Source organism: Kitasatospora sp. NPDC004615 (assembly GCF_042873545.1).
In the GTDB taxonomy this organism is placed as follows: domain Bacteria; phylum Actinomycetota; class Actinomycetes; order Streptomycetales; family Streptomycetaceae; genus Kitasatospora.
Window position 1 is genome coordinate 180968 of record NZ_JBIALQ010000005.1, and the last position, 19310, is coordinate 200277.

The 19310-nt window shown below is 72.3% G+C and carries 20 protein-coding genes and 1 pseudogene; 11 read left to right on the forward strand and 10 right to left on the reverse strand.

Annotated features, from left to right (window positions below; genetic code table 11):
- Positions 1-87: 87 nt before the first annotated feature.
- From ACFYS8_RS18710 to ACFYS8_RS18720, 3 genes are all read right to left on the reverse strand, one after another.
- Entirely contained in the window at positions 88-468 is a 381-nt protein-coding gene (locus tag ACFYS8_RS18710) for a hypothetical protein (RefSeq protein WP_387642597.1), read from the reverse strand.
- Positions 465-818: a DUF1508 domain-containing protein gene (locus ACFYS8_RS18715; RefSeq protein WP_387642598.1), complete on the reverse strand. Its 354-nt coding sequence runs from the start codon at positions 816-818 to the stop codon at positions 465-467. Before ACFYS8_RS18715 ends, ACFYS8_RS18710 begins: the two co-directional genes overlap by 4 nt.
- Before the next feature lie 268 nt (positions 819-1086).
- Complete coding sequence (locus ACFYS8_RS18720; RefSeq protein ID WP_387642599.1) at positions 1087-1617, reverse strand: hypothetical protein; 531 nt, start codon at positions 1615-1617, stop codon at positions 1087-1089.
- 251 nt (positions 1618-1868) lie between these two features.
- Between ACFYS8_RS18720 and ACFYS8_RS18725 the strand changes: the two genes are divergently transcribed.
- Together ACFYS8_RS18725 and ACFYS8_RS18730 are read left to right on the forward strand one after the other, a co-directional pair.
- A complete protein-coding gene (locus tag ACFYS8_RS18725) occupies positions 1869-2930 on the forward strand; it encodes a sensor histidine kinase (RefSeq protein ID WP_387642600.1) in 1062 nt (353 codons plus the stop codon).
- On the forward strand, positions 2927-3574 hold the full coding sequence (locus tag ACFYS8_RS18730; protein WP_387642601.1) for a response regulator: 648 nt from the start codon (positions 2927-2929) through the stop codon (positions 3572-3574). The genes ACFYS8_RS18725 and ACFYS8_RS18730 overlap by 4 nt, the downstream gene beginning before the upstream one ends.
- A gap of 9 nt (positions 3575-3583) precedes the next feature.
- On the opposite strand, the gene ACFYS8_RS18735 is transcribed toward ACFYS8_RS18730, so the two are convergent.
- Together ACFYS8_RS18735 and ACFYS8_RS18740 are read right to left on the reverse strand one after the other, a co-directional pair.
- Positions 3584-4225, reverse strand: a complete 642-nt coding sequence (locus ACFYS8_RS18735) for a hypothetical protein (protein ID WP_387642602.1) — start codon at positions 4223-4225, stop codon at positions 3584-3586.
- A 180-nt stretch (positions 4226-4405) separates the two neighbouring features.
- Positions 4406-5272 (reverse strand): hypothetical protein, encoded by an 867-nt coding sequence (locus tag ACFYS8_RS18740; RefSeq protein ID WP_387642603.1) that lies wholly within the window; start codon positions 5270-5272, stop codon positions 4406-4408.
- Positions 5273-5620: 348 nt separating this feature from the next.
- Here ACFYS8_RS18740 and ACFYS8_RS18745 point away from each other — a divergent pair, with 348 nt between their 5' ends.
- From ACFYS8_RS18745 to lanL, 4 genes are all read left to right on the forward strand, one after another.
- Positions 5621-6109, forward strand: coding sequence for a tyrosine protein phosphatase (locus ACFYS8_RS18745; RefSeq protein WP_387642604.1), 489 nt, complete (start codon positions 5621-5623; stop codon positions 6107-6109).
- A 135-nt stretch (positions 6110-6244) separates the two neighbouring features.
- Positions 6245-8488, forward strand: a complete 2244-nt coding sequence (locus ACFYS8_RS18750) for an MMPL family transporter (RefSeq protein ID WP_387642605.1) — start codon at positions 6245-6247, stop codon at positions 8486-8488.
- A gap of 196 nt (positions 8489-8684) precedes the next feature.
- Complete coding sequence (locus ACFYS8_RS18755; RefSeq protein WP_387642606.1) at positions 8685-8846, forward strand: SflA family class IV lanthipeptide; 162 nt, start codon at positions 8685-8687, stop codon at positions 8844-8846.
- A gap of 2 nt (positions 8847-8848) precedes the next feature.
- Entirely contained in the window at positions 8849-11347 is a 2499-nt protein-coding gene (lanL, locus tag ACFYS8_RS18760; protein ID WP_387642607.1) for a class IV lanthionine synthetase LanL, read from the forward strand.
- An 18-nt stretch (positions 11348-11365) separates the two neighbouring features.
- On the opposite strand, the gene ACFYS8_RS18765 is transcribed toward lanL, so the two are convergent.
- Complete coding sequence (locus tag ACFYS8_RS18765; RefSeq protein ID WP_387642608.1) at positions 11366-11782, reverse strand: nuclear transport factor 2 family protein; 417 nt, start codon at positions 11780-11782, stop codon at positions 11366-11368.
- Between the two features lie 202 nt (positions 11783-11984).
- Between ACFYS8_RS18765 and ACFYS8_RS18770 the strand changes: the two genes are divergently transcribed.
- Complete coding sequence (locus tag ACFYS8_RS18770; RefSeq protein ID WP_387642609.1) at positions 11985-12929, forward strand: PQQ-binding-like beta-propeller repeat protein; 945 nt, start codon at positions 11985-11987, stop codon at positions 12927-12929.
- 7 nt (positions 12930-12936) lie between these two features.
- Here the strand turns inward: ACFYS8_RS18770 and ACFYS8_RS18775 are convergent, their stop codons facing one another.
- Positions 12937-13344: a family 20 glycosylhydrolase gene (locus tag ACFYS8_RS18775; RefSeq protein WP_387642610.1), complete on the reverse strand. Its 408-nt coding sequence runs from the start codon at positions 13342-13344 to the stop codon at positions 12937-12939.
- Positions 13345-13465: 121 nt separating this feature from the next.
- A pseudogene (locus ACFYS8_RS18780) lies at positions 13466-13726 on the reverse strand (family 20 glycosylhydrolase); the annotation flags it as partial.
- Here ACFYS8_RS18780 and ACFYS8_RS18785 point away from each other — a divergent pair.
- The 3 genes from ACFYS8_RS18785 to ACFYS8_RS18795 all read left to right on the forward strand — a co-directional run bounded on the left by ACFYS8_RS18785 (position 13638) and on the right by ACFYS8_RS18795 (position 16682).
- The gene (locus ACFYS8_RS18785; protein ID WP_387642611.1) at positions 13638-13832 is read left to right on the forward strand and encodes a hypothetical protein; all 195 of its coding nucleotides are present in this window, start codon (positions 13638-13640) and stop codon (positions 13830-13832) included. The pseudogene ACFYS8_RS18780 and the gene ACFYS8_RS18785 sit on opposite strands and share 89 nt — an antisense overlap.
- 269 nt (positions 13833-14101) lie before the next feature.
- Entirely contained in the window at positions 14102-15934 is a 1833-nt protein-coding gene (locus ACFYS8_RS18790; RefSeq protein ID WP_387642612.1) for a putative Ig domain-containing protein, read from the forward strand.
- Positions 15935-16016: 82 nt separating this feature from the next.
- Positions 16017-16682 (forward strand): class F sortase, encoded by a 666-nt coding sequence (locus ACFYS8_RS18795; RefSeq protein WP_387642613.1) that lies wholly within the window; start codon positions 16017-16019, stop codon positions 16680-16682.
- 79 nt (positions 16683-16761) lie between these two features.
- Here ACFYS8_RS18795 and ACFYS8_RS18800 read toward each other — a convergent pair whose 3' ends face one another.
- A complete protein-coding gene (locus ACFYS8_RS18800) occupies positions 16762-17697 on the reverse strand; it encodes a rubrerythrin family protein (protein ID WP_387642614.1) in 936 nt (311 codons plus the stop codon).
- 24 nt (positions 17698-17721) lie between these two features.
- On the opposite strand from ACFYS8_RS18800, the gene ACFYS8_RS18805 reads away from it, so the two are divergent.
- Entirely contained in the window at positions 17722-18366 is a 645-nt protein-coding gene (locus ACFYS8_RS18805) for a S8 family serine peptidase (protein WP_387642615.1), read from the forward strand.
- 95 nt (positions 18367-18461) lie between these two features.
- Here the strand turns inward: ACFYS8_RS18805 and ACFYS8_RS18810 are convergent, their stop codons facing one another.
- Positions 18462-19091, reverse strand: coding sequence for a GNAT family N-acetyltransferase (locus ACFYS8_RS18810; RefSeq protein WP_387642616.1), 630 nt, complete (start codon positions 19089-19091; stop codon positions 18462-18464).
- Between the last annotated feature and the right edge of the window lie 219 nt (positions 19092-19310).

Genomic DNA, 19310 nt, shown 5'->3' on the forward strand with positions numbered 1-19310 from the left:
CCGCTTCACCCCCGCACCACCGACACCGCCCGGACAAACACGAACCCCCCTCGTGAGCATCCGGGAGCCCGTTTCGCACACCTCGACTCACCAGGGATTCCCGGACGTTCGCCACATCCGCCGCACGTGCTCGACGCCCTGCAGGAACCCGGTCACGCTCTGCCGGCACTGGTCGCGCCGCAGGTAGCCCCGGGCGCTGCGGGCCACCGCCTCCCCGCCGCCCGCCCCGGCCCGGGTACTGCGGGCGGGCAGGTACGCGGTCCAGGTCCACTGCCGGTCCTCGCTCTGACTGAGCACGAACCGCAGGGCCGCCCGCTCGGCGAGCAACTCGGCCACACCGGACGCCAGTTCCGGCTCCGAACGGTAGCCCCGGACGGCCGTGGCCAGCCGCCGCCCGTTCGCGGCGACCAGCGACCATCCGGCCCGTCCGTCCGCACCGCGCACCGGCACCAGCCGCGGGCCGCTCACCGCCCGGCCCCGGGCGCGGCGGTCTCCGCCATCCGGGCCAGCAACGCCATGAACCGGCGGAACGCGTTCTGGCACGTCGCGTAACGCTCGTACGCCCGACTGGACTTGACCAGCGGATTACCCCGCACCCCCGGCACCACCCAGGTCCAGCCCAGCCCACCCCGCACATGGGTGATCCGCGCCACCAACGCCGGCCCCAGCGCCACCAGTTCGGCGAACGCCCGCTCGGCGTCCCCGGGGGAGTCGTAGACGGACGAGGACACCGCCACCACCCGCCCGTTCAACGCCTTCAACTGCCACTGGAACCGCCCGTTCGCCGCCCGCTCCGTACCCAGGCCCTCCCCGCGCACTGCCCGCCACCCCCCGGGTCTCCACCGGCCCGAGACCGCCCTCGGCCACGGCGCCGCACGCCCGCCCGCCCCGCACACACGCACGAACCGGACGCACATCGTCACGCCGCGAACGCTATGTGTGCACAGACGACGTCCGGAAGCGGAATCCCTCCTGAGCTGCCTCTGTTCGCCCCGAAGTTCTCCCTTGTTAATGCACCCACCGCCCTGGGATCCGCCAACTGGCGGACGCCCAGGGCGAGTCGGTGGCTGCATTGGCAAGGGAGTCTCAGACCCGGACCGCGACCACCCTGGACGCGTTGTGGGCGCGGCGGGCGTGGTCCACCGTGACCGCCGCCAGGAGCGGGCCCCAGGCCACCAGGGGCAGGTAGCACAGGGTCATGATCACGCCCGCGAGGCCGTGCGGCGAGTCCGGGTTGCTCATGTTGTGCTGCCACGGGCCCATTGCCGCGGACCAGGTCACCGCCGTCACCGCCAGTGCCCCCAGGGTGGCCGGGAACAGGGCCACCCAGGCGGGGAAGATCCGGCCGCCGAAAGCAGGGGCCCAACGGGGCACCCGCCGCCCCCAGGGGCGGACCAGGCCGATCGTCAAGAACGCCAGTGCCTCCGCCAGCGCGCTCAGAGCCAGCACGTAGACCGTGCCCCAGCCGGGCATCCAGCGGCCGAACATCCGCTCCAGGTCTCCGTGGAAGCCCACCGGGAGACCCGCACCCAGCGCAACCCGCCACAGGCCCGACGGCACCACCGACCAGGCCGCCGCCCGCGCCGCCCGTACGGCCCACCGCGGTGCTGGTTCCATGTTCTCACTCACTGCTCGTCCTCTTCTCGTGCCTGGCCGGCCGACCGCCGGCCACACCGAAGACTCTGCTGCCCGCCCCCACCCCGCCGGCAGATGCCGAACGGCCAAGCCCCGGGCCGGAGATGTGCCGATCGGCACACCCGCACCCGGCCCGGTCGCCCCTAGGGTGATCACATGAACGGGGACCAAGGGGCAGCCGCGTACACGCGAGAGCGGCCCACCACAACAGCAGCACCCGCCGGAGTGCGCTTATGAGCAGCGAACTCGTTTGGGACGCAGCGGGGTTCGCGGTGTCCGGAGCGGTGATCACGTGGGCGCTGTACCGGCCCCGACGGACCGAACCGGCGGCGGCGCTCTCCGTCGCGCTCAGTCTCGCCGCCGGGTGGGCCGGTCCGTACCGTGCCGGGGCGCCCGCCGTGGGGCTGGCCGGGGTGGTCGAACTCGCCGCGCTGCTGGGCCTGGTGGCGCTCGCGGTCCGGCACGGGCGGCACCGCTCGGCGCTGTGGCCGGCGCTGGCCACGCTCGGCTGGCCGATGCGCTTCGTCGGCTTCGAGCCGCCACTGTTCGCGTTCGGCGCCCTCGCGGTGGCCGTCGCCTGCACGGTCGGCCGCTACCTGCACTCGCTCGACCGTCAGCGCGAGCGGGCCGTGGCCGCCGCCCGGCACGCCCAGCGGCTCGAACTCGCCCACGACCTGCACGACTTCGTCGCCCACGACGTCAGCGGGATGGTCGCGCTGGCGCAGGCCGGGGCGCTGCTCGCCGAGCAGTCACCGGACCGGGCGGCCGCGCTGTTCGCCCGGATCGAGCAGGCCGGGCAGCAGGCCCTCTCCTCGCTGGACCGCACGGTCGACCTGCTGCGCACCCCCGACCGGCCCGAGGACGGTTCCGACCGCACGACACACCGCAGCCTGGACGAACTCCCGGAGCTGGCCGCCCGGTTCACGGCCACCGGCGGCCCGACCGTCCAACTCGCCATCGACGCAGGCCCGGTGGGACGTGAGTGCGCCGCCACCGTCCACCGGATCGCCGTCGAGGCACTCACCAACGTCCGCCGCCACGCCCCGACCGCCCGCACCGTCCGGATCGAACTCGCCCGCACCGGCGACAAGTTGGAGCTGCTCGTGCACAACGACGGCCCGTCCGCCGCCCGGCGTTCGCGTTCGCGCGGCGGTCACGGCCTGGCGGGTCTGGCCGCCCGGGTCGAGGCCCTCGGCGGCACGTTCCACGCCGGCTCCGTCCCGGACGGCTGGCAGATCATCGCCGCCTTCCCGCAAACCCCACATGCCCCGACCCCTCACCCGGAGACCCCGTGACCATCCGGATCCTGCTCGCCGACGACCACGAGGACATCCGCACCGCGTACCGAATCATCCTCGACGCCCAGCCGGACATGCAGGTCGTCGCCGACGCCCCCGACGGCCGCACCGCCCTCCAACTCGCCCGCCGGATACGGCCGGACGTCGTTCTCGCGGACATCCGCATGCCCCACCTGGACGGCCTGGACCTCACCTGCCAGCTGGCCGGCCCGGACGTCGCCGACCCGCTCCGGGTGGTCGTCGTCACCACCTTCGACCTCGACGAGTACGTCCACACGGCGCTCCGCCACGGGGCCAGCGGGTTCCTGCTCAAGCGCTCCAGCCCCGCCCTGCTGGCAGAGGCGATCCGCGCCGCGATGGCCGGAGACACCCTGATCAGCCCGCAGTTGACCCTCCGACTGCTACGCCACTACGCCCCGCCGGAGCCGTCCCAGCAGGCCCCGCGCGAGGCCCTCAGCCCGCGCGAGCGGCAGATCGCCGAGCTGGTCTCGGACGGCGCGACCAACGCCGAGATCGCGGCCGACCTGTTCCTCTCCCCCGGCACCGTCAAGAACCACCTGGCCAACATCCAGCGCAAACTCGCCACCCGCAACCGCGTCGGCATCGCCGCCTGGGCGCTGTCCCACCGCGCGCGCCACTGACTCCCGCGCTCAGTGGAACAGCTTCAGGCCCGCCGGGGTGAGCGCCCAGTCACCGAGCGGGTTCTCGCCGATCCGCACCGCGTACAGCACGCCCTGCGCCCCGAAGTGGAACACGGCGACCGGGGCGTCCCGGTCCTCGCTCGCATAGCCGAGGGTCTTCGGGGCGTCCGGCGCCGGATCGCCGTACACCACCGAGGGCTCACCGAACTCGGCGATGACATCGGCCAGTTGACGGCGGTCCTCGGCCCAGTCCAGCACCCGGTCCAACAGCTGCCGCAACTCCTCACCGCCCAGCGCCCGGTCCAGCCGCAGCCAGCCCCGCCGGTGGGCGTCCTCGCCGTACTGGGAGGCGACCAGCGGCGGGTCGGCCTCGCCGAAGCTGCCGCGCAACAGGGTGGAGATGGTGCGGGAGTTGGTGTCGGCGATCCAGCACGTACCACGCTCGCCGTCCGGGTCGGCGGCGGCCAGCGTGTTGAGCAGTTCGACCACGGCCGCCGTACCGCCGAAGAGTTCGGGGTGCCGGACGGCCTCGTTGAGCGAGTCGAGCAACTCGGCCCGCCGGGCCTCGGTCAGCGGCGGCCGGACGGCGTCCCCATCGGTGATCGAGTCGGCGATCGGGGCGGGGGGAAGGTGGCTGGTGGGGGAACTCATGAGGTCCAGTGTGCCGGGTTGCCGGCCATTCGGCGGCAAATGGGGCAGCACGTCCGCCGCCCGTGTTCCAGCACCCATGCGAGGACGGTGAGTTCGAGCACGACGGCGTGGCGGACGCCACCACACGCAAAGAGCGCCACCCGGGCAGGAATGGCGCTCTTCGGCGTCGTGCGCGGGGAGTTACTGCCCCCAGGTCCCGGTGGACCAGATCGCGCCGCCGCCGCGCTTGTAGATGACGAAGTTGCCGTCGTCCTGGAGCAGGGCGTACGCGCCGGGGCTCCACGAGGTGCCGGTGGACCAGATCGCGTCCGTCAGTTGGGCGGCGGGCTTGTAGAGCACCAGGTTGCCGTCCTCCTGCATCTGCAGCATGGCTCCGGGGTTGCCCCAGGTGCCGGAGGACCACAGCACCTTGTCGTCGCGCTTGCGGTACATCACGATGTTCCCGTCCGGCTGGACGACCAGCCAGACCGAGGCGGACTGGGTCCACGAACCCGAGGTGATCAGCCCCCGCGACCCCGGGATCCCGGGGCAGAAGGCGGACGGCGTCTCGAAGGTGTAGGTCGACCAGCCTCGGCCGTCGGTCGCGACCGAGAGGGTGCCGCCCGGGTAGAGCCGCACGACGCCGCTGCGCTGCCCCTGGGTGCCGGAGGACCAGAGCGCGCCGCCGGTCTCCGCGCTGCCGCCGGCCTGGTACACCACGAAGTTGCTGTCGGCCTGCAGGACGGCGTAGGCGCCGGGGTGGCCCGAGGTGCCGCTGCTCCAGATCACGTGCTTCGGGCCGCCCGTGGAGTTGAGCAGGTAGAGCACCAGGTTGCCGTCGGCCTCCATCACCAGGCTGGAGACCTTGTCCATGGCGACCAGGCTGTCACCCGCCCGCAGTTCGCGCCCCCGGTAGAGCTCGACCGAGCCCGGCCACGGGTCCTGCGACAGCGTGCACTTGGGCGACGGCGGCACCGGATCGGCGGCCTGGGCGGTCGGCACCAGGCCGACCATGGCGGCGGCGGCCAGCAGGCCGGCCGCCGCAGTACGGATCACGCGTCGACGCATGATCTCCCCCCTCGGGATCTTGCTCCGATGTTTCGATCGCGAAGATAACACGCACCAAGCTGATGCAATGTCACCACCCTGTGTGGGTAAAGTCCTTCGCCGGACCCGCGGCCGCCGACCCCGGCCCCTCACGCATCGCCCGCAAACCGGTACTATCTTCGACAGCTGCGCGAGTTTCTCCACACCGCGCACCTCCACCCGCACCTGCCGAGCAAGCCCGGCCACCGGCCGTTCTGGTGCTCCTCCGCAGCGGGCCAGCCACCGCAGGAACAGGTCCAACTCCCGTTCCCTCACGGCTATTTCCGACCATCGAAACCAGCAAAAGCCCGTCGCCGCAGAAGGAATATCATGCGCCCCACCCTGTTCACCGTCGAACGACCCGCCCCCGGCCGCCTGAGCACCATGGCCCGCCCACGCGGCGGCGAGTGGCTGGCCGACGAGTTGGCGGCCCTCGCCGCCGCCGGGGTCACCGACCTGGTCAGCGCCCTGACCGCGCCGGAGTGCGCCGAACTCGGCCTCACCGCCGAACCGGAGCTCGCCGTCGCGGCCGGCCTCCGCTTCCACAGCCTGCCGATCCCGGACTTCACCACCCCCGACCACGCCCAAATACGGCCCACACTCGACGAGTTGACCGCCCTCCTCCGGTCCGGCGCCCACCTGGTGTTCCACTGCCGCGCGGGCATCGGCCGGTCCTCCCTGCTCGCGGCATCCGTGCAGATCCTCGACGGCCTGGACGCCGACACCGCCTGGGCACGCATCGCCCGCGCCCGCGGCCTCGCCGTCCCGGACACCGCCGAACAGCGCGCCTGGACCGACTCCCTCACGCCCTCCCCCTGACCTGGCGTTCAGATGATTTGCCCGTGTCGCGGCACACGCGCACTCGCGAGCGAAGCGGGCCCGCCTACCGTCTGAAGCTCCGGTCACTGTGCGTGGTGACGGTGGACCCAGACAGTGGACTCATGGGAGGGCCGAATGCCCACGTCGGAGAACCGGTCCGAGCGCCGATCGGCGGCTCCGCGCAGGGGGCTGCTGTGGCGGGTGGGCGAGTGGTGTGCCCGGCATTCGGTGGTGGTGATCGTCGGCTGGCTGCTGGTGCTGGCGGGCGCGCAGATCGCCAACCGGACCGTAGGTGGTACGTATTCGGACGATTTCTCGTTGTCCGGTACGCAGTCGCAGAACGGCCGTGAGGTGCTTCAGGCCCACGAGCCGTCCGCGGGCGGGACGAGCGCGCAGGTGGTGCTGCACGACGACCAGCCGCTGACGGACTTCCAGGCCCAGGTGAACCAGGCGGTGACGTCCCTCCAGCACCTGCCGCACGTGCTGTCCGCGCAGGATCCGTTGCCGCCGCAGGGGCAGAGCGCGCCGCCCGGCGGCCCACTCTCCTCCGACGGGCGTACGGCGTACATCACGGTGCGGTTCGACGCCAATCCGACCACGTTCGGCGACGACTACCTGTCGCAGGTGGACACCGCGGTGGCGCCGCTGCGGCAGGCGGGGGTGCAGGTCGAGTACGGCGGTCCGCTGGGCGAGTTGGCGCGGCCGGCGCCGGACGACCGGGTGAGCGAGCTGATCGGGTTCGCGGTGGCGGTGCTGGTGCTGCTGATCGGTTTCGGCAGCGTGATCGCGGCCGGTCTGCCGCTGGTCAGCGCGCTGGTCGCGGTGGTGCTGGGCCTCGGGCTGCTGGGTCTGCTGGCGGCGCTGACCACGTTCGCGACGGTCGCGCCGACACTTGCCACGATGATCGGACTGGGCGTCGGCATCGACTACGCGCTGTTTCTGCTGACCCGTCACCGGCAGAACCTGATGGACGGTTCGGACCCGCCGACGGCGGCGGGCCACGCGGTGGCGACCAGTGGCCGGGCGGTGCTGATCTCCGGCTGCACGGTGGTGATCGCGCTGGCGGGCCTGTCGGTGTCGGGCATCGCCTTCATGGCGAAGCTGGGCCTGGCCGCGGGTGTCACGGTGGTGACGGCGGTGTGCGGCGCGCTGACGCTGCTCCCCGCGATGATGGGCCTGATCGGCCGCCGGATGGATCGTTTCACCGTGCGCACACCGGTCGCCGAGGGCACCGGACCGGACGGCGCGTCGCCGACCGGCATGTGGCACCGCTACGCGCGCCGGGTCGAGCACCGTCCGTGGTGGTACCTGGCAGCGGGCCTGGTGACGGTGCTGGTGCTGGCGATTCCGCTGCCGTCGATCCAGCTCGGGCACATCGACGACGGGGCGGACCCGACGTCCTTCACCGACCGGCGGGCGTTCGACCTGATGTCCGCCGCGTTCGGGCCCGGCTCCAACGGGCCGCTCACCGTGGTGGTCGACCAGACCGCCGTCCCGGCCGCGGACCGTCCCGCGCTCGCGTCCTCCGTGCAGCAGGCGCTGACGAACGTCCCCGACGCGGCGAGCACCGCGCCGTTGCAGACCAGCGGCGACGGTGACGTGCTGTTCACCACCGTCACCCCGGCGCAGGCCCCGCAGGACGAGGACACCACCGACCTGGTGGGCCACCTCGCGGACACCGTGCTGCCGAACGCCGTCAAGGGAACGGCCGCCGCCACGTACGTCACCGGCACCACGGCGGCGCAGGTGGACTTCCTGGATCTGGTGGCGAGCCGGCTGCTGCCGATCATCGCCGTGGTCGTCGCCCTCGCTTTTCTGATCATCCTGCTGGTGTTCCGGGCGCCGCTGGTCGCGTTGAAGGCGGCGATCCTCAACCTGGTGTCGATCGCCGCCTCGTACGGCGTGCTGGTCGCGGTGTTCCAGTGGGGCTGGGGCGGGCCGGCGCTCGGGGTGGCGGGCAAGGTCCCGATCGAGAGCTACGTGCCGATGATGATGTTCGCGATCATCTTCGGCCTCAGCATGGACTACGAGGTGTTCCTGCTGTCCCGGGTGCACGAACGCTGGCTGGTGACGGGCGACAGCCGCGGCGCGGTGGCGCACGCGCTGGAGACCACGGCGCGGGTGATCACCTGCGCGGCGCTGATCATGGTCAGCGTGTTCGCCGCGTTCATCGTCAGCGACAACGTGGTGATCAAGATGATGGGCCTCGGCCTCGCCGTCAGCGTGCTGATCGACGCGACCGTGGTGCGGCTGCTGATGGTCCCGGCAGCCATGACACTGCTCGGCAACGCCGCCTGGTGGACGCCCCGGTGGATGGACCGGGTGCTCCCGCACATCGACACCGAAGGCTCCGAAACGGCACCTCCCCCGCGGAGTTGATCTCTCCTCCGAATCCGATTGCACACGTCCCGCTTGTGCGCGAACTGTGAAGTCGGAGCGACCCGCCCCCTTGTCAGCTCCACCGATCCTCCCTACCTTCGTGATCCAGGACGTCGGCCCCACCGGGCCGGGCGGTCCTCGGCGTCCGCCGACCCGCGGCGGCGGCCGGAGACACCACACGACCTGGAGGCGTCACATGCCCGTTGCCACCCTCACCGAGATCCGCGATGCCGGCCCGCTGCTGGTCGACGACGACAGCCTCCTCTTCGAGGACGACGACCGCGCCGACCACGACCCCACCGCCTGCCTGGTCGACCCGTGGGTGACCGCCACCACCCGCATCGCCTGCGACCGCTGACGGTGACCGGGCCCATCGCCGGCCGCCGCGCCTGGTCCGACGACATCTGGTCGTACCTGCTCGATCCGCGGATGCCGGCGATGGAGCACGGTTGGAAGCTCCACATCTCCGCTCGCCCCAGCACGCTTCACACCGTCCTCGCCCTCGTCCTGCCGGTGCTGCAGCAGCACGTCTGCCACGCCAAGTGGGCCCGCGACCCGGACACCCTGCGCACCCTCAACTCCGGTACTGAGACCGCCGCTTCGGTCGGCAAGGCGCTCACCATCTACCCCGCGCCGGACGAACTCCGGCCGCTGGCCCACGCGTTGACCGCCGCACTGCACGGACACCTCGGACCGCAGATCATCAGCGATCGCCGCCTCGACCCCGACGCCCCGGTGTACTACCGGTACGGCCCGTTCACCGGCGACTACCGCACCGGCCGCGGCGGCCGCCTCGAATCCGTGATGACCGGCCCCGACGGCCGGGTCTTCGACGGCCTGGCCGGCACCACCTACCGCTGCCCGCCCTGGGCCGAGGACCCGTTCGCCCCGCCCGCACCCGCCACCAACTCGGGCTTCGGCGGCGGCCGTTACCGCGTCACCGGCGGCATCACCCGCAAGCCGCAGGGCAACGTGTACCGCGCGCTCGACCAGGTCACCGGCACCACCGTGGTGGTCAAGCAGGCCCGGGCGTACGTCGCCGAGGACGCCCACGGCACCGACACCCGCGACCGCCTGCGCCACGAACGCGCAATACTCGACCTGCTCGTCACCACCCCCGGCCTGCCCCGCGCGCTCGACTACTTCCGGCACCGCGACGACGAGTACCTGGTGATGACCAGCTGCGGCGACCGCGACCTGCGCCGCGAGGTCCAGACCCACGGCCCGTACCGAGACGCCGAGTCGGGCCCACGCCGGCTGCTCCCGCTGGCCCGCGAACTGCTCCGCATCCTGGACGGCATCCACCGCCGGGGCGTGGTCGTCCGCGACCTCAAGCCCAACAACGTGGTCCTCACCCCCGACGGCCGCTGCCACCTGATCGACTTCGGCACCAGCGCCGTCCACGGCACCGGCCCCGCCGGCTCCACCCCCGGCTACAGCGACCCCGTGGTCCGGCCCGACACGGCTGCTCAACCCGCCGACGACTACTACGGCTTGGGCATGACGCTGCACTTCGCCGCCACCGGGATGGACCCGGTGATCGTCGACCCCGACCCGGCCGTCAACCGCGAACGCACCCTGGCCGCCCTGGAGTTCGCCCTCCCGGGCACTGTGCACCAGCAAGTCCGCGCCCTGATCGCCGAGTTGACCGACCTCGACGCGACCGCCCGCACGGCGGGCGCGGCCCGCCTCCGCAACGCCAGACCGGCCGCCACCGCCCAGAAGTTTTCAGGCCCGCGCCTCTCCCCCGACCTCCTCGCCGAAATCCTCGACCACAGCACCGCGTACTGCGTCGCCGAGGCCCGGCGGATCGCCGACCCCGAACTCTCCGCCCGCGCCGCCGTCCCGACCCCGATCGACCTCTACAGCGGCAGCGCGGGCCTCGGCCTGGAGCTCCTCCACCACCTCGACCGCCCGGGCGTCCGCGACGCCGTCACCGCGCTCGCCGACTGGACCGCACACCAAACCCGCACCCTGCCACCGGGGTTGTACTCCGGCCGCACCGGCGTCGATCTCTTCCTCACCGCCGCCGGACTCCCGCCCGGGCCCGCCATCGCCCTCCCCGCGCACGGCCCCGACGGCAGCGGCCCGCCCGAGGCCGACCTGATCGACGGCATCGCGGGCATCGGCCTCGGCCACCTCCACCTCCACCTCGCCCGCGACGAAACCCGCCACGACGCCCCCCACGACGCCCGCCACCTCGCCGTCGCCGCCGCCTGCCACGACCTCCTCACCACCGGCCGTGCCCGCCTCGCCCCCACCGCCTCACCGCGCCCGGGCGACGCCGCACTCACCCAGGGCCTCGCCCACGGCGACGCCGGAGTCGCGTACTTCCTCCTCGAGTACGCCCACACCACCGCCGACCCGACCGCCCTGGAGCACGCAGACCGCGCCTGCGCGCAGCTCGCCGCCGCCACCCCCGCGATCATCGGCGCCGCCAACCACCCTGCGGCCACCCGCCGTTACGGCTCCTGGTGCCGCGGCCTGGCGGGCATCGGCACCGTCCTGGCCCACGCCGCGGACCGGCTCGCCGACCCCACGTACCGCACCCTCGCCGAACAGTCCGCCCGCACCTGCCTGGCGATCGCCCCGCGGATGCCCCTGGTCACCCAGTGCTGCGGCCTGGCCGGGGTCGGCAACCTGATGCTCCAACTCTCCCCCGCCGCCGAAGAGTTCCACGCCGCCGCCACCACCGTCGCCACCCTCCTCCTCACCCGCACCGCCGGCCCCCCGCCCCACCCCGTCTTCCCCGACCCCGGCCTCACCCGCCCCGCGTTCCCCTACGCCACCGGCACCGCGGGCGTCCTCACCTTCCTCCGCCGCCTCGCCGACCCCACCGAGCCCGCGCCACTCCCCTGACGATGACGGCCGGCCGCTTCAGGCCCGCGCAGCCGCGTCCGCCATCATCCGCAGCAGGCCGGAGAGGTCCCGCTCGAAGGTGAACTCCCGCAGCAGCGTGGTCCATTGACCATTCTCCCGGCGCCACACATAGCTGTACCGGGCCGGGGCGCCGCCACCCTCGGTGCGGTACATGATGACCGTTCCCTGGTCGCCGTGCCGGCTGGTCGCCACGAACCGGACGTCGTCGATGCTGTCGCCCACCCGCATGCCCTGTTCCCGCAGGCTGCGGAAGCGGGCCATGAAGTCGGCCTTGGTCAGCACCACCGAACGCCCCGCCTCGTCGACCCGCACGTTCTCGAACTCCGAGTCGTAGAGCGCGTCGAGCGCATCGACGTCCATGGCCAGCCCTGCGGCCAGGTACGCCCGCATCCGCTCCACCAATACCTCGTCCATGTCCCGTTCCCCTGCCGATCGTCGCCCTGAGCGCCTCGGCCCACGTGCCGCAGCGCCTCCTGTTGACGACCACGATGGCGCGCACCGCCGTCAGGTCACCGGCATCTCACCGTCAACCCGCTGTCAGCGGTGGCGTATCCTGTCCGGTTCGCCACTGGGGCGCACGCCGACCGCGCGGTCGGCCGAGTGGCGGGAGACCGACATGGTCACGAAACTGTGGGACCGGGTGCTGCACCAGCGCGGCGCGTATTCGAAGCCGGCGATAGCGAACGGCTCGGTGCTGGTGCACGAGCGGCACACCCGCCTGGTCTGCCTCGACCTGGCCGACGGAGCCCTCAAGTGGGATGTCCCGGTGGGAGATTGGCCCGATCGTCCGGTGGTCGTCGGCCCGCGCGTCCTGGTGCTCTCGCAGGGGTTGCGCTGTCTCTCCCTCGCCACGGGCGAGGTCCTCTGGCGTGACGAGGTGGAGCGGTACACCAGATATCTCGCCGTGGCCAACAACGTGGTGCTGACCGGCGGTTGGCGCGGCTACTCACCCCTACAGGCCTTCGACCTGACGGACGGCCGGCTCCGCTGGCAGACGCCCGAACCCGTCCGCACCCAGCGGCCGATGGTGTGGGGCGACGGGCTGCTGCTCGGCAACGAAACCCGGGCCTGGCTGATCGACCCGCGCACCGGCCGGGAGCAGCAGTCCTGGCAGCTCCCCGAGCCCCTCCGGGACGCCGAGCTGCGGGGGCTGTTCACCGTCCTCGACGCCGACCGCTGCGCGGTCCGCTGCGGCACCTCGTCCGTCGCCGTCCTCCAACGCAACAGCGCCGAAGCGGAGTTGCTGCACACCCACGACGGCCCCCTGCTGCCCGAGGCCCCCGTGCTCGCCAACGGCCTGCTGTGGCTGCGCCGCCAACGCGGCATCGGCGCCCTCGCCGTGGACCCGTCCGACGGCACGGTCGTCCACCGGATCGACGCTCAACTCCACCTCGCCCACGGCGTCTTCCCCCCGGCCGCCGCCGTCACCGAGGCGGGCACCGTCCTCCACCCCGACGGCACCACCACCCGCCTCGGCACGCGCATCTCCGCAGTCCAGGACCTCGGCGATGGCCGCCTGCTCGCCCTGACCCGCAACAGCCTTCGGGTGTACCGAGTCTGACGCTCAATCAGCGCCAGTCAACGGAAGGGTCCGGGAACCACACATACCCGTCCCGCCGCCAGCCCGGCGCCTGCGCACCCAGCCGGACCCGCAGATCGCCCCAACTCCGCGCCGGACCCGCCGTCCAGGCGCGTTCGGCGAGGCCGGGGAGGCGTGGCAGCAGCAGGAACGACAGGTCATCGGCGTCGTTCACGCTCTCGCACCAGATCGCCGCCTCGAACCCGGCGACCTCGAACCCGGCCTCCGTGTCGATGCCCACGATGGGCCCGGTACAGGACAGTTCGACGGTCGCCGGCGGATAGCCCCGGTGCCCGAGTCGGCTGCGCCGCTCCTCGTCCTCGCCCTCGACCGTCTCCGCGTAGGGGCGGTCGAGGTGGGTGCGGCCCGAGGGGGAGACGATGACGCGGGCGCGCACGCGTTCCCGGACACGAGTCACGAACTCGCGGCGGTCGGCGGTCGGCGGTCGGCATCCCGGACGGCTCGTCGCCGCCGATGTGCACGAAGCGTCCGGGGGTGAGGGCCGCGAGCTCGGCGAGGACGTCGTCGACGAACTGCCACACCTGCTCGCGCCCGGGCTCCAGCCACACCGGCCGGAACTCGCCGGCCATCAGCTTCGCCATCAGCTCCTGGGGCGTGCTCGGCACGGCCGTCGGCACCGCCGAGCACAGGTCCGGGTGGGCGAGGATCGCGGCGGTGCCGTGACCGGGCATGTCGATCTCGGGCACGACGGTGACGTGGCGCGCCGCCGCCAACGCCCGCCTCGCCGACCGCGTCGTCGTGGTCGACCGGGGCCGCATCGTCCAGACCGGAACCTGGACCGAACTCGCCCACCACGAAGGCCCGTTCCGCGAACTCCCCACCCTCCAGGCCGACCGCACCATCCCCGCCCGGCGCCCCGCGTAGCCGCCGCCCCACCCCGTTCGCCGTCCTCCCCGGGACGACGAACGGGTGATTGGCAATCAAGGCGGCCCGAGCGTCCGGAGTGTTGGCCTATGCCCGGATTGTCCGGGTTCTAGCCTGCCGGGGGAGGTTGTCACATGATGATTATCAGAGCGTCACAATTCGGCACGAATGCCGCGTCCTCACACCCGCACCCACAAGGACGGCGGTCCGGCCGGCGCCGCTGTTTAAGCGCAGCTGCCATCGGCTGCGTCGTGGCGGCGGGATCGCTGGTGTGGATTCCCTCTCCCGCTTCGGCGGCGACGGTGGACATCCGCACGGTCTGCACCGCCTCGTCCACCTCGGGCACGACCATCACACTGACCGGCGACTGCACCACCACGGACAACCTCACCATCCCGGACGGGTACACCCTGGACGGCGCCGGCCACACCATCACCGCGACCGACACTTCCCTGGCCGACCCGCTGATGGGCGCGGTGCTGAGCAACGCCACCGGCGCCACCACAATGAACATCAAGAACCTGACGGTGCAGGGCAATTACCTGCCCCGGGATCCGGACGACTCCCGCACCAACGCGGCCTACTTCGGCATCAGGTTCCTGTCCGCGTCCGGGTCGCTGACGAACGTGACGGTCATCGGCATCACCCGGCACCAGACCTACAACTTCGGTCAGGGCATCATGGTCGACGCCACCAGCGGCGGCCCGCAGACCGTGACGGTCACCGACGTCAACGTGGCGGATTTCCAGAAGAACGGGCTGACCGCCAACGGCGCCGCGACCATGAACGTCACCGGCTCCACCCTCGGCCCGCCGGACACCACCATCCCGCTGCCCCCGCCGCCGATCACCGGCAACATCGCGCAGAACTCGGTCCAGTACTTCAACTCCGGCGGCACCTTCACCAACAACACCGTGCTGACGTACACGGCCAACAACTCGGTGAGCAGCTCCACCGGAATGCTGCTGTTCACCGCGAACAACCTGACGGTCGACCACAACACGATCGCCGGCCCGGACGGCGCGGACATCGGGATCAACGTCACCGGCGGCACGAACATCACCATCTCCTACAACGACATCAGCCGCTCGCCCATCCAGCCGCCGCTGCGCGACTTCTGGGGGTACGGCATCGCGGGCTACTCCGGCGCCGCCGCGACCACCACGCTGATCTGCAACACCTTCTCCGGCTGGAACGAGAACCTGTTCGGCGGCCTGACCCAACCGCCGTGCATCACCACCCCGTTCCTGCATGACGGCACCGTCGGCGTCCCCTACTCGGACGTGGTCGAGGCGACCACCGAGAACCCGAACCCGCAGCTCACCTGGACACTCGTCGCCGGTGAACTCCCCCCGGGGCTGACGCTGAACCCGGACGGCACGATCACCGGCACCCCCACCGCGGCGGGCAGCTACACGTTCACCGTCCAGGTCTCGGACCCCGTCGACGGCACCTCGACGCGCGAGTACACCATCGTCATCAACCCGGCGGCTCCGGGACTGTCGCTCGCCAAGACCGCGACCGCCACGGACGCGGAAGGCCGGCCGATCACCGAACTCACCGCGGCCGGTGACGTCGTGACGTACTCCTTCGACGTCCTCAACAACGGCAACGTGCCGCTGACCGAGCTGGCGATCAACGAGATCGAGTTCTCCGGCACTGGCCCGCTCGGCCCGGTCACCTGCGCCCCCACCCCGCTGGGCGGCACCCTCGACGCGGGAGCCTCCACCCACTGCACCGCCACGTACACCACCACCGAGGCCGACATCACCGCCGGCGGCACCCTGCACAACAACGCCACCGCGTCCGGCCTGCAGCCCGACGGTGTCACCCTCACCTCCGGGTCCGCCGGCACCGCCCTTCCGATCATCCCGCCCGGCCCCACCCCTTCCCCCACCCCCAAGCCCACTCACACCCACAAGCCCACCCACGAGCCCTCGCGCGGCCCCCACCCCGAGGGCCCGTCCGTGGACACCGGCGGCTCGCTGGCCCTCACCGGCGCATCGCCCCTGGCCTGGGCGGTCACCGGCGCGGCAACGCTGCTGGCGACCGCCACCGGACTGGCCACCCTCACCCTGCGACGCAGAAAGCGCCGCCACTGACCCACCTCGTCCCATCCGATCCCGCACCGCCCGCCGACCCCCCAGGGCCGGCGGGCGGTCGTGTCGAGGAGCAGCAACGCCCATGACCTTGACCCGCCGCGCCGAATGGCTGGTGCTGCTCCTGGCCGCGACCTCCCTGACCGGCGCCGCCCTCCTCGGCCACTACGCCCTCACCCACCACGACCACGCCACCACCGAAGTGGGCGTCGACATGAACGGCAGGCCCGTCCAGCTCGACCCCGGTGCCGAACTCCCCCCGGAGCAGCACCGACAACAGGACGCGAAGCCCGACGGCGCAGGCCGCTTCATCGTCCCCTCGGTCGGCCTCGACGTCCCCCTCGGCACCATGAACGAGGTCGCCGGCTCGGTCGTCCCCCCTGGCTTCACCGCCGCCTACCGCATCACCAACCTCGGCACCCCCACCGCCCCCGACGAGGGCACCGTCTACGTGGCCATGCACTCCCTCCGCCGGGGCGCCGTCGGCCCCGGCAACTACCTCTTCGCCACCGAAACCGGCACCTCCAACGTCGCCCCCGGCGCCATCATCGACGTCAGCAACACCCCCTACGTCGTCGACCGGGCCACCACCATCCCCAAATCCGACCTCCCGAACGACACCACCATCTGGTCCGACATCCCCGGCCGCCTGGTCGTCCTCACCTGCCTCGAAAAACCCGACAACACCCCCGCCGTCGACAACTTCGTCATCACGGCCCACCTCGCCCCACCCGACAACAGCGCCCATTGAGGCGGCAGCCCCCCGGCCGAACTCCCGGCTCTCGGCCGCCGCCCAGTGTCGCTGCGCGCTTCAAGTCCGCTGCCGGGGGTCAGTCGATCCGGCGGAGAGCCTGCTGGAACGCCCGCGCGTGACCGGCTTCGTCGCGGGCGTTGTCGCGGAAGAGATCTGCCGCTTCGAGGTCACCTGCGGCTCTGGCACGCTTCGCGAAGGTCGGGTACATGAAAGTCGCCTCGTAGTTCTCGCCGGCGATGGTCCCGTGCAGGTTGGTCCGGGTGTCCTTGACGAATCCGAACAGGACGGCTTCGCCGGCGAAGTGCTCGTGCAGCTCGACCGAAGCGGTGCCGGTGAACAGTGCGGCCACCCGCGCGTCTCCGGACTGCGCGGCCTGCTCGGCAAAGGCCGTGTAGCGGGCGAAGGCGAGCGCCTCGCCGTGCAGGGCGGCGTCGAGGTTCGCCAGGGTCCGGGCCGCGTGCACCTGCGGCGGGCCTGCGGGCACCGGGACCTGGTCGGCCTGGGGCGGGGCGGGAACCTGTCCCTCTCCGGTCTGCAGGACGTGGAGCGCGGCCTTGAACGCCTCGTTGTGGCCGGCCTCGTCCTTCGCGATCTCCGCGAACAGCGCCGCCGCGTTCAGGTCGCCGTCCTGCTCGGCCTCCCGGGCGAACTGCGGATACATCGTGGTCGATTCGTACGTCTCTCCTTCGATGGCAGCAGCGAGGTTGGCCGCCTCATCGCCGATCAGGCCGTCGAGCAGTGCCTCCTCGTGGAAGTGCTCGTGGAGTTCCACCTCGGCGGTGCGGCGGTAGAGGTCCGCGACAGCGGGCAGATGCTCCCGGTCCGCCTGGTCGGCGTAGAAGGTGTAGGAGGCGTTCGCGAAGGCTTCGCCCCGCATCGAGGTCTGCAGATCGGTGAGGGTCTGCGGGTTGAGCCGGTGGACGGACTGCGGGGCGGCGACGGCGGTGGCCGGGGCGCCGACGGCCAGCAGGCAGGTCCCGATCGCGAGCAGGTGACGGACGGAAGGCAGCACGTTCTTCTCCCAATGAGAAACGGGGTGGGGGCTGCTCGCATCGAAGCAGACGGATCGTCCACGATCGAGATTTCTGCTCCGTTCGCCGTACGTCGGGGCCCGGCGGTCCGGCGGCGTGTCCATGACGGACCGGCGCCCTCGCCTTTCGCGCCGGGGCGGCCCGTCGACCAGCTCTACTCCTTCGACAGCGCGGAGCTGATCGGCGCGCCCGAGCGGCCGTCCGGCAGCGGGCACCGCGAGCTGACGGCCGCCCTGGACCACGCGGCGGCGCACGACGTACTCACCGTCGTCGCGGCCGGCAACCAGGGCCGGCTGGGCAGCTCCGTCCTGACCCGCCACCACTGGACCATCCCGGTCGTCGCCTACGACACCCGGAACCGCCCGATGGACCTCTCCGACCTCGGCAGCTCGATCGGCACCCACGGCCTCGGCGCACCGGGCCGGGCCGTGGTGCACCTGAACCCCGGCGAGCGCCCACTCGCCCTCGCGGGCACCAGCGTGGCCGTCCCCTTCGTCACCGGAACCCTCGCCCTCCTGCTCTCCTGCTTCCCCCGGGCCACCCCGTCCGAAGTCCGCGCAGCCGCCCTCCACGGCGTACGGCGCTCGGTGGTACCGCCGCTACTGAACGCCTGGACCGCGTACGAGCGCCTGCGGCGGGCGTCGACATGAACGGCCCAGCCGGTAGTTGAGCGTGCCGCAGACGACGCCGTCCCGGGCGAGCACCTCGCCGTCGTAGGCCGCCCGGCACCTCCGCCACCGATTTGTCACGGAGTTGACGCCCCGTCAGGCCATGCTCGGCAACGCCCGGGGCCGGGCGGGACCGGCATGGTGCACCAGGTGGCCGCGGTGACCTCCAGGGTCAGCAGGCGCATGGTGGTGTCGGCTTCGGGGAAGTAGCGTTCGGTCTCGCCGGTGGGGGTGAAGCCGAAGCGGGTGATCGCGCGGATCGCGTCGGTGTTCTCCAGGGACGTCATGCTCCACACCCGGGTGAGGCCGAGTTCGGCGAAGGCGAGCTTGAGCATGAGCCAGCCGATGTCGGGGGCGCAGCCCGAGCCGCGGAGGTGCCGGGCCATGGTGAAGACGCCGCAGTACCCGGTGGTGTCGTCCTCGACGGAGAGCCGGATGCCGCCGACGGGGCGGTCGTCGCCCTGGCGGCAGGCGGCCAACTGGTAGTGCCGGCGCGGTGTCTCGGCTGCGGTCGCCACGGCCTCGGCCAGCCTGCGCCGGATCCGGGTGTCGTCCATGACGCCGGTCGACAGGTGGCGCATCCCGGTGGCGTCGCCCCAGACCGGGCGCAGGGCGTCGAGGTCGTCGGCGCGGTGGTCGCGCAGCCGGACGCGGGCGGTCTCCAGGGCCGGCAGCGTCGCGGGCGGGGGCACGGGCGGGCGATTCATCGTCGGGCCCTCACGGAGTGGTGGGTAGGGCGGGAAGTCGGGCCGCCCGCCGGCGCGGGGCCGCGCGCGAGTACCGCCCGCCGCGTCCGTACCGACTGCCGTTCGCTCGAGCACTGTTGGTCCTCCCGGGGCCTCGAAGGGGTCGGTGCTCGCAGTGAACCAGCGGTGAGTGGACATCCGATCAACACCGCCTGGTCGTGGACTTGTCGGCCCGCGCGG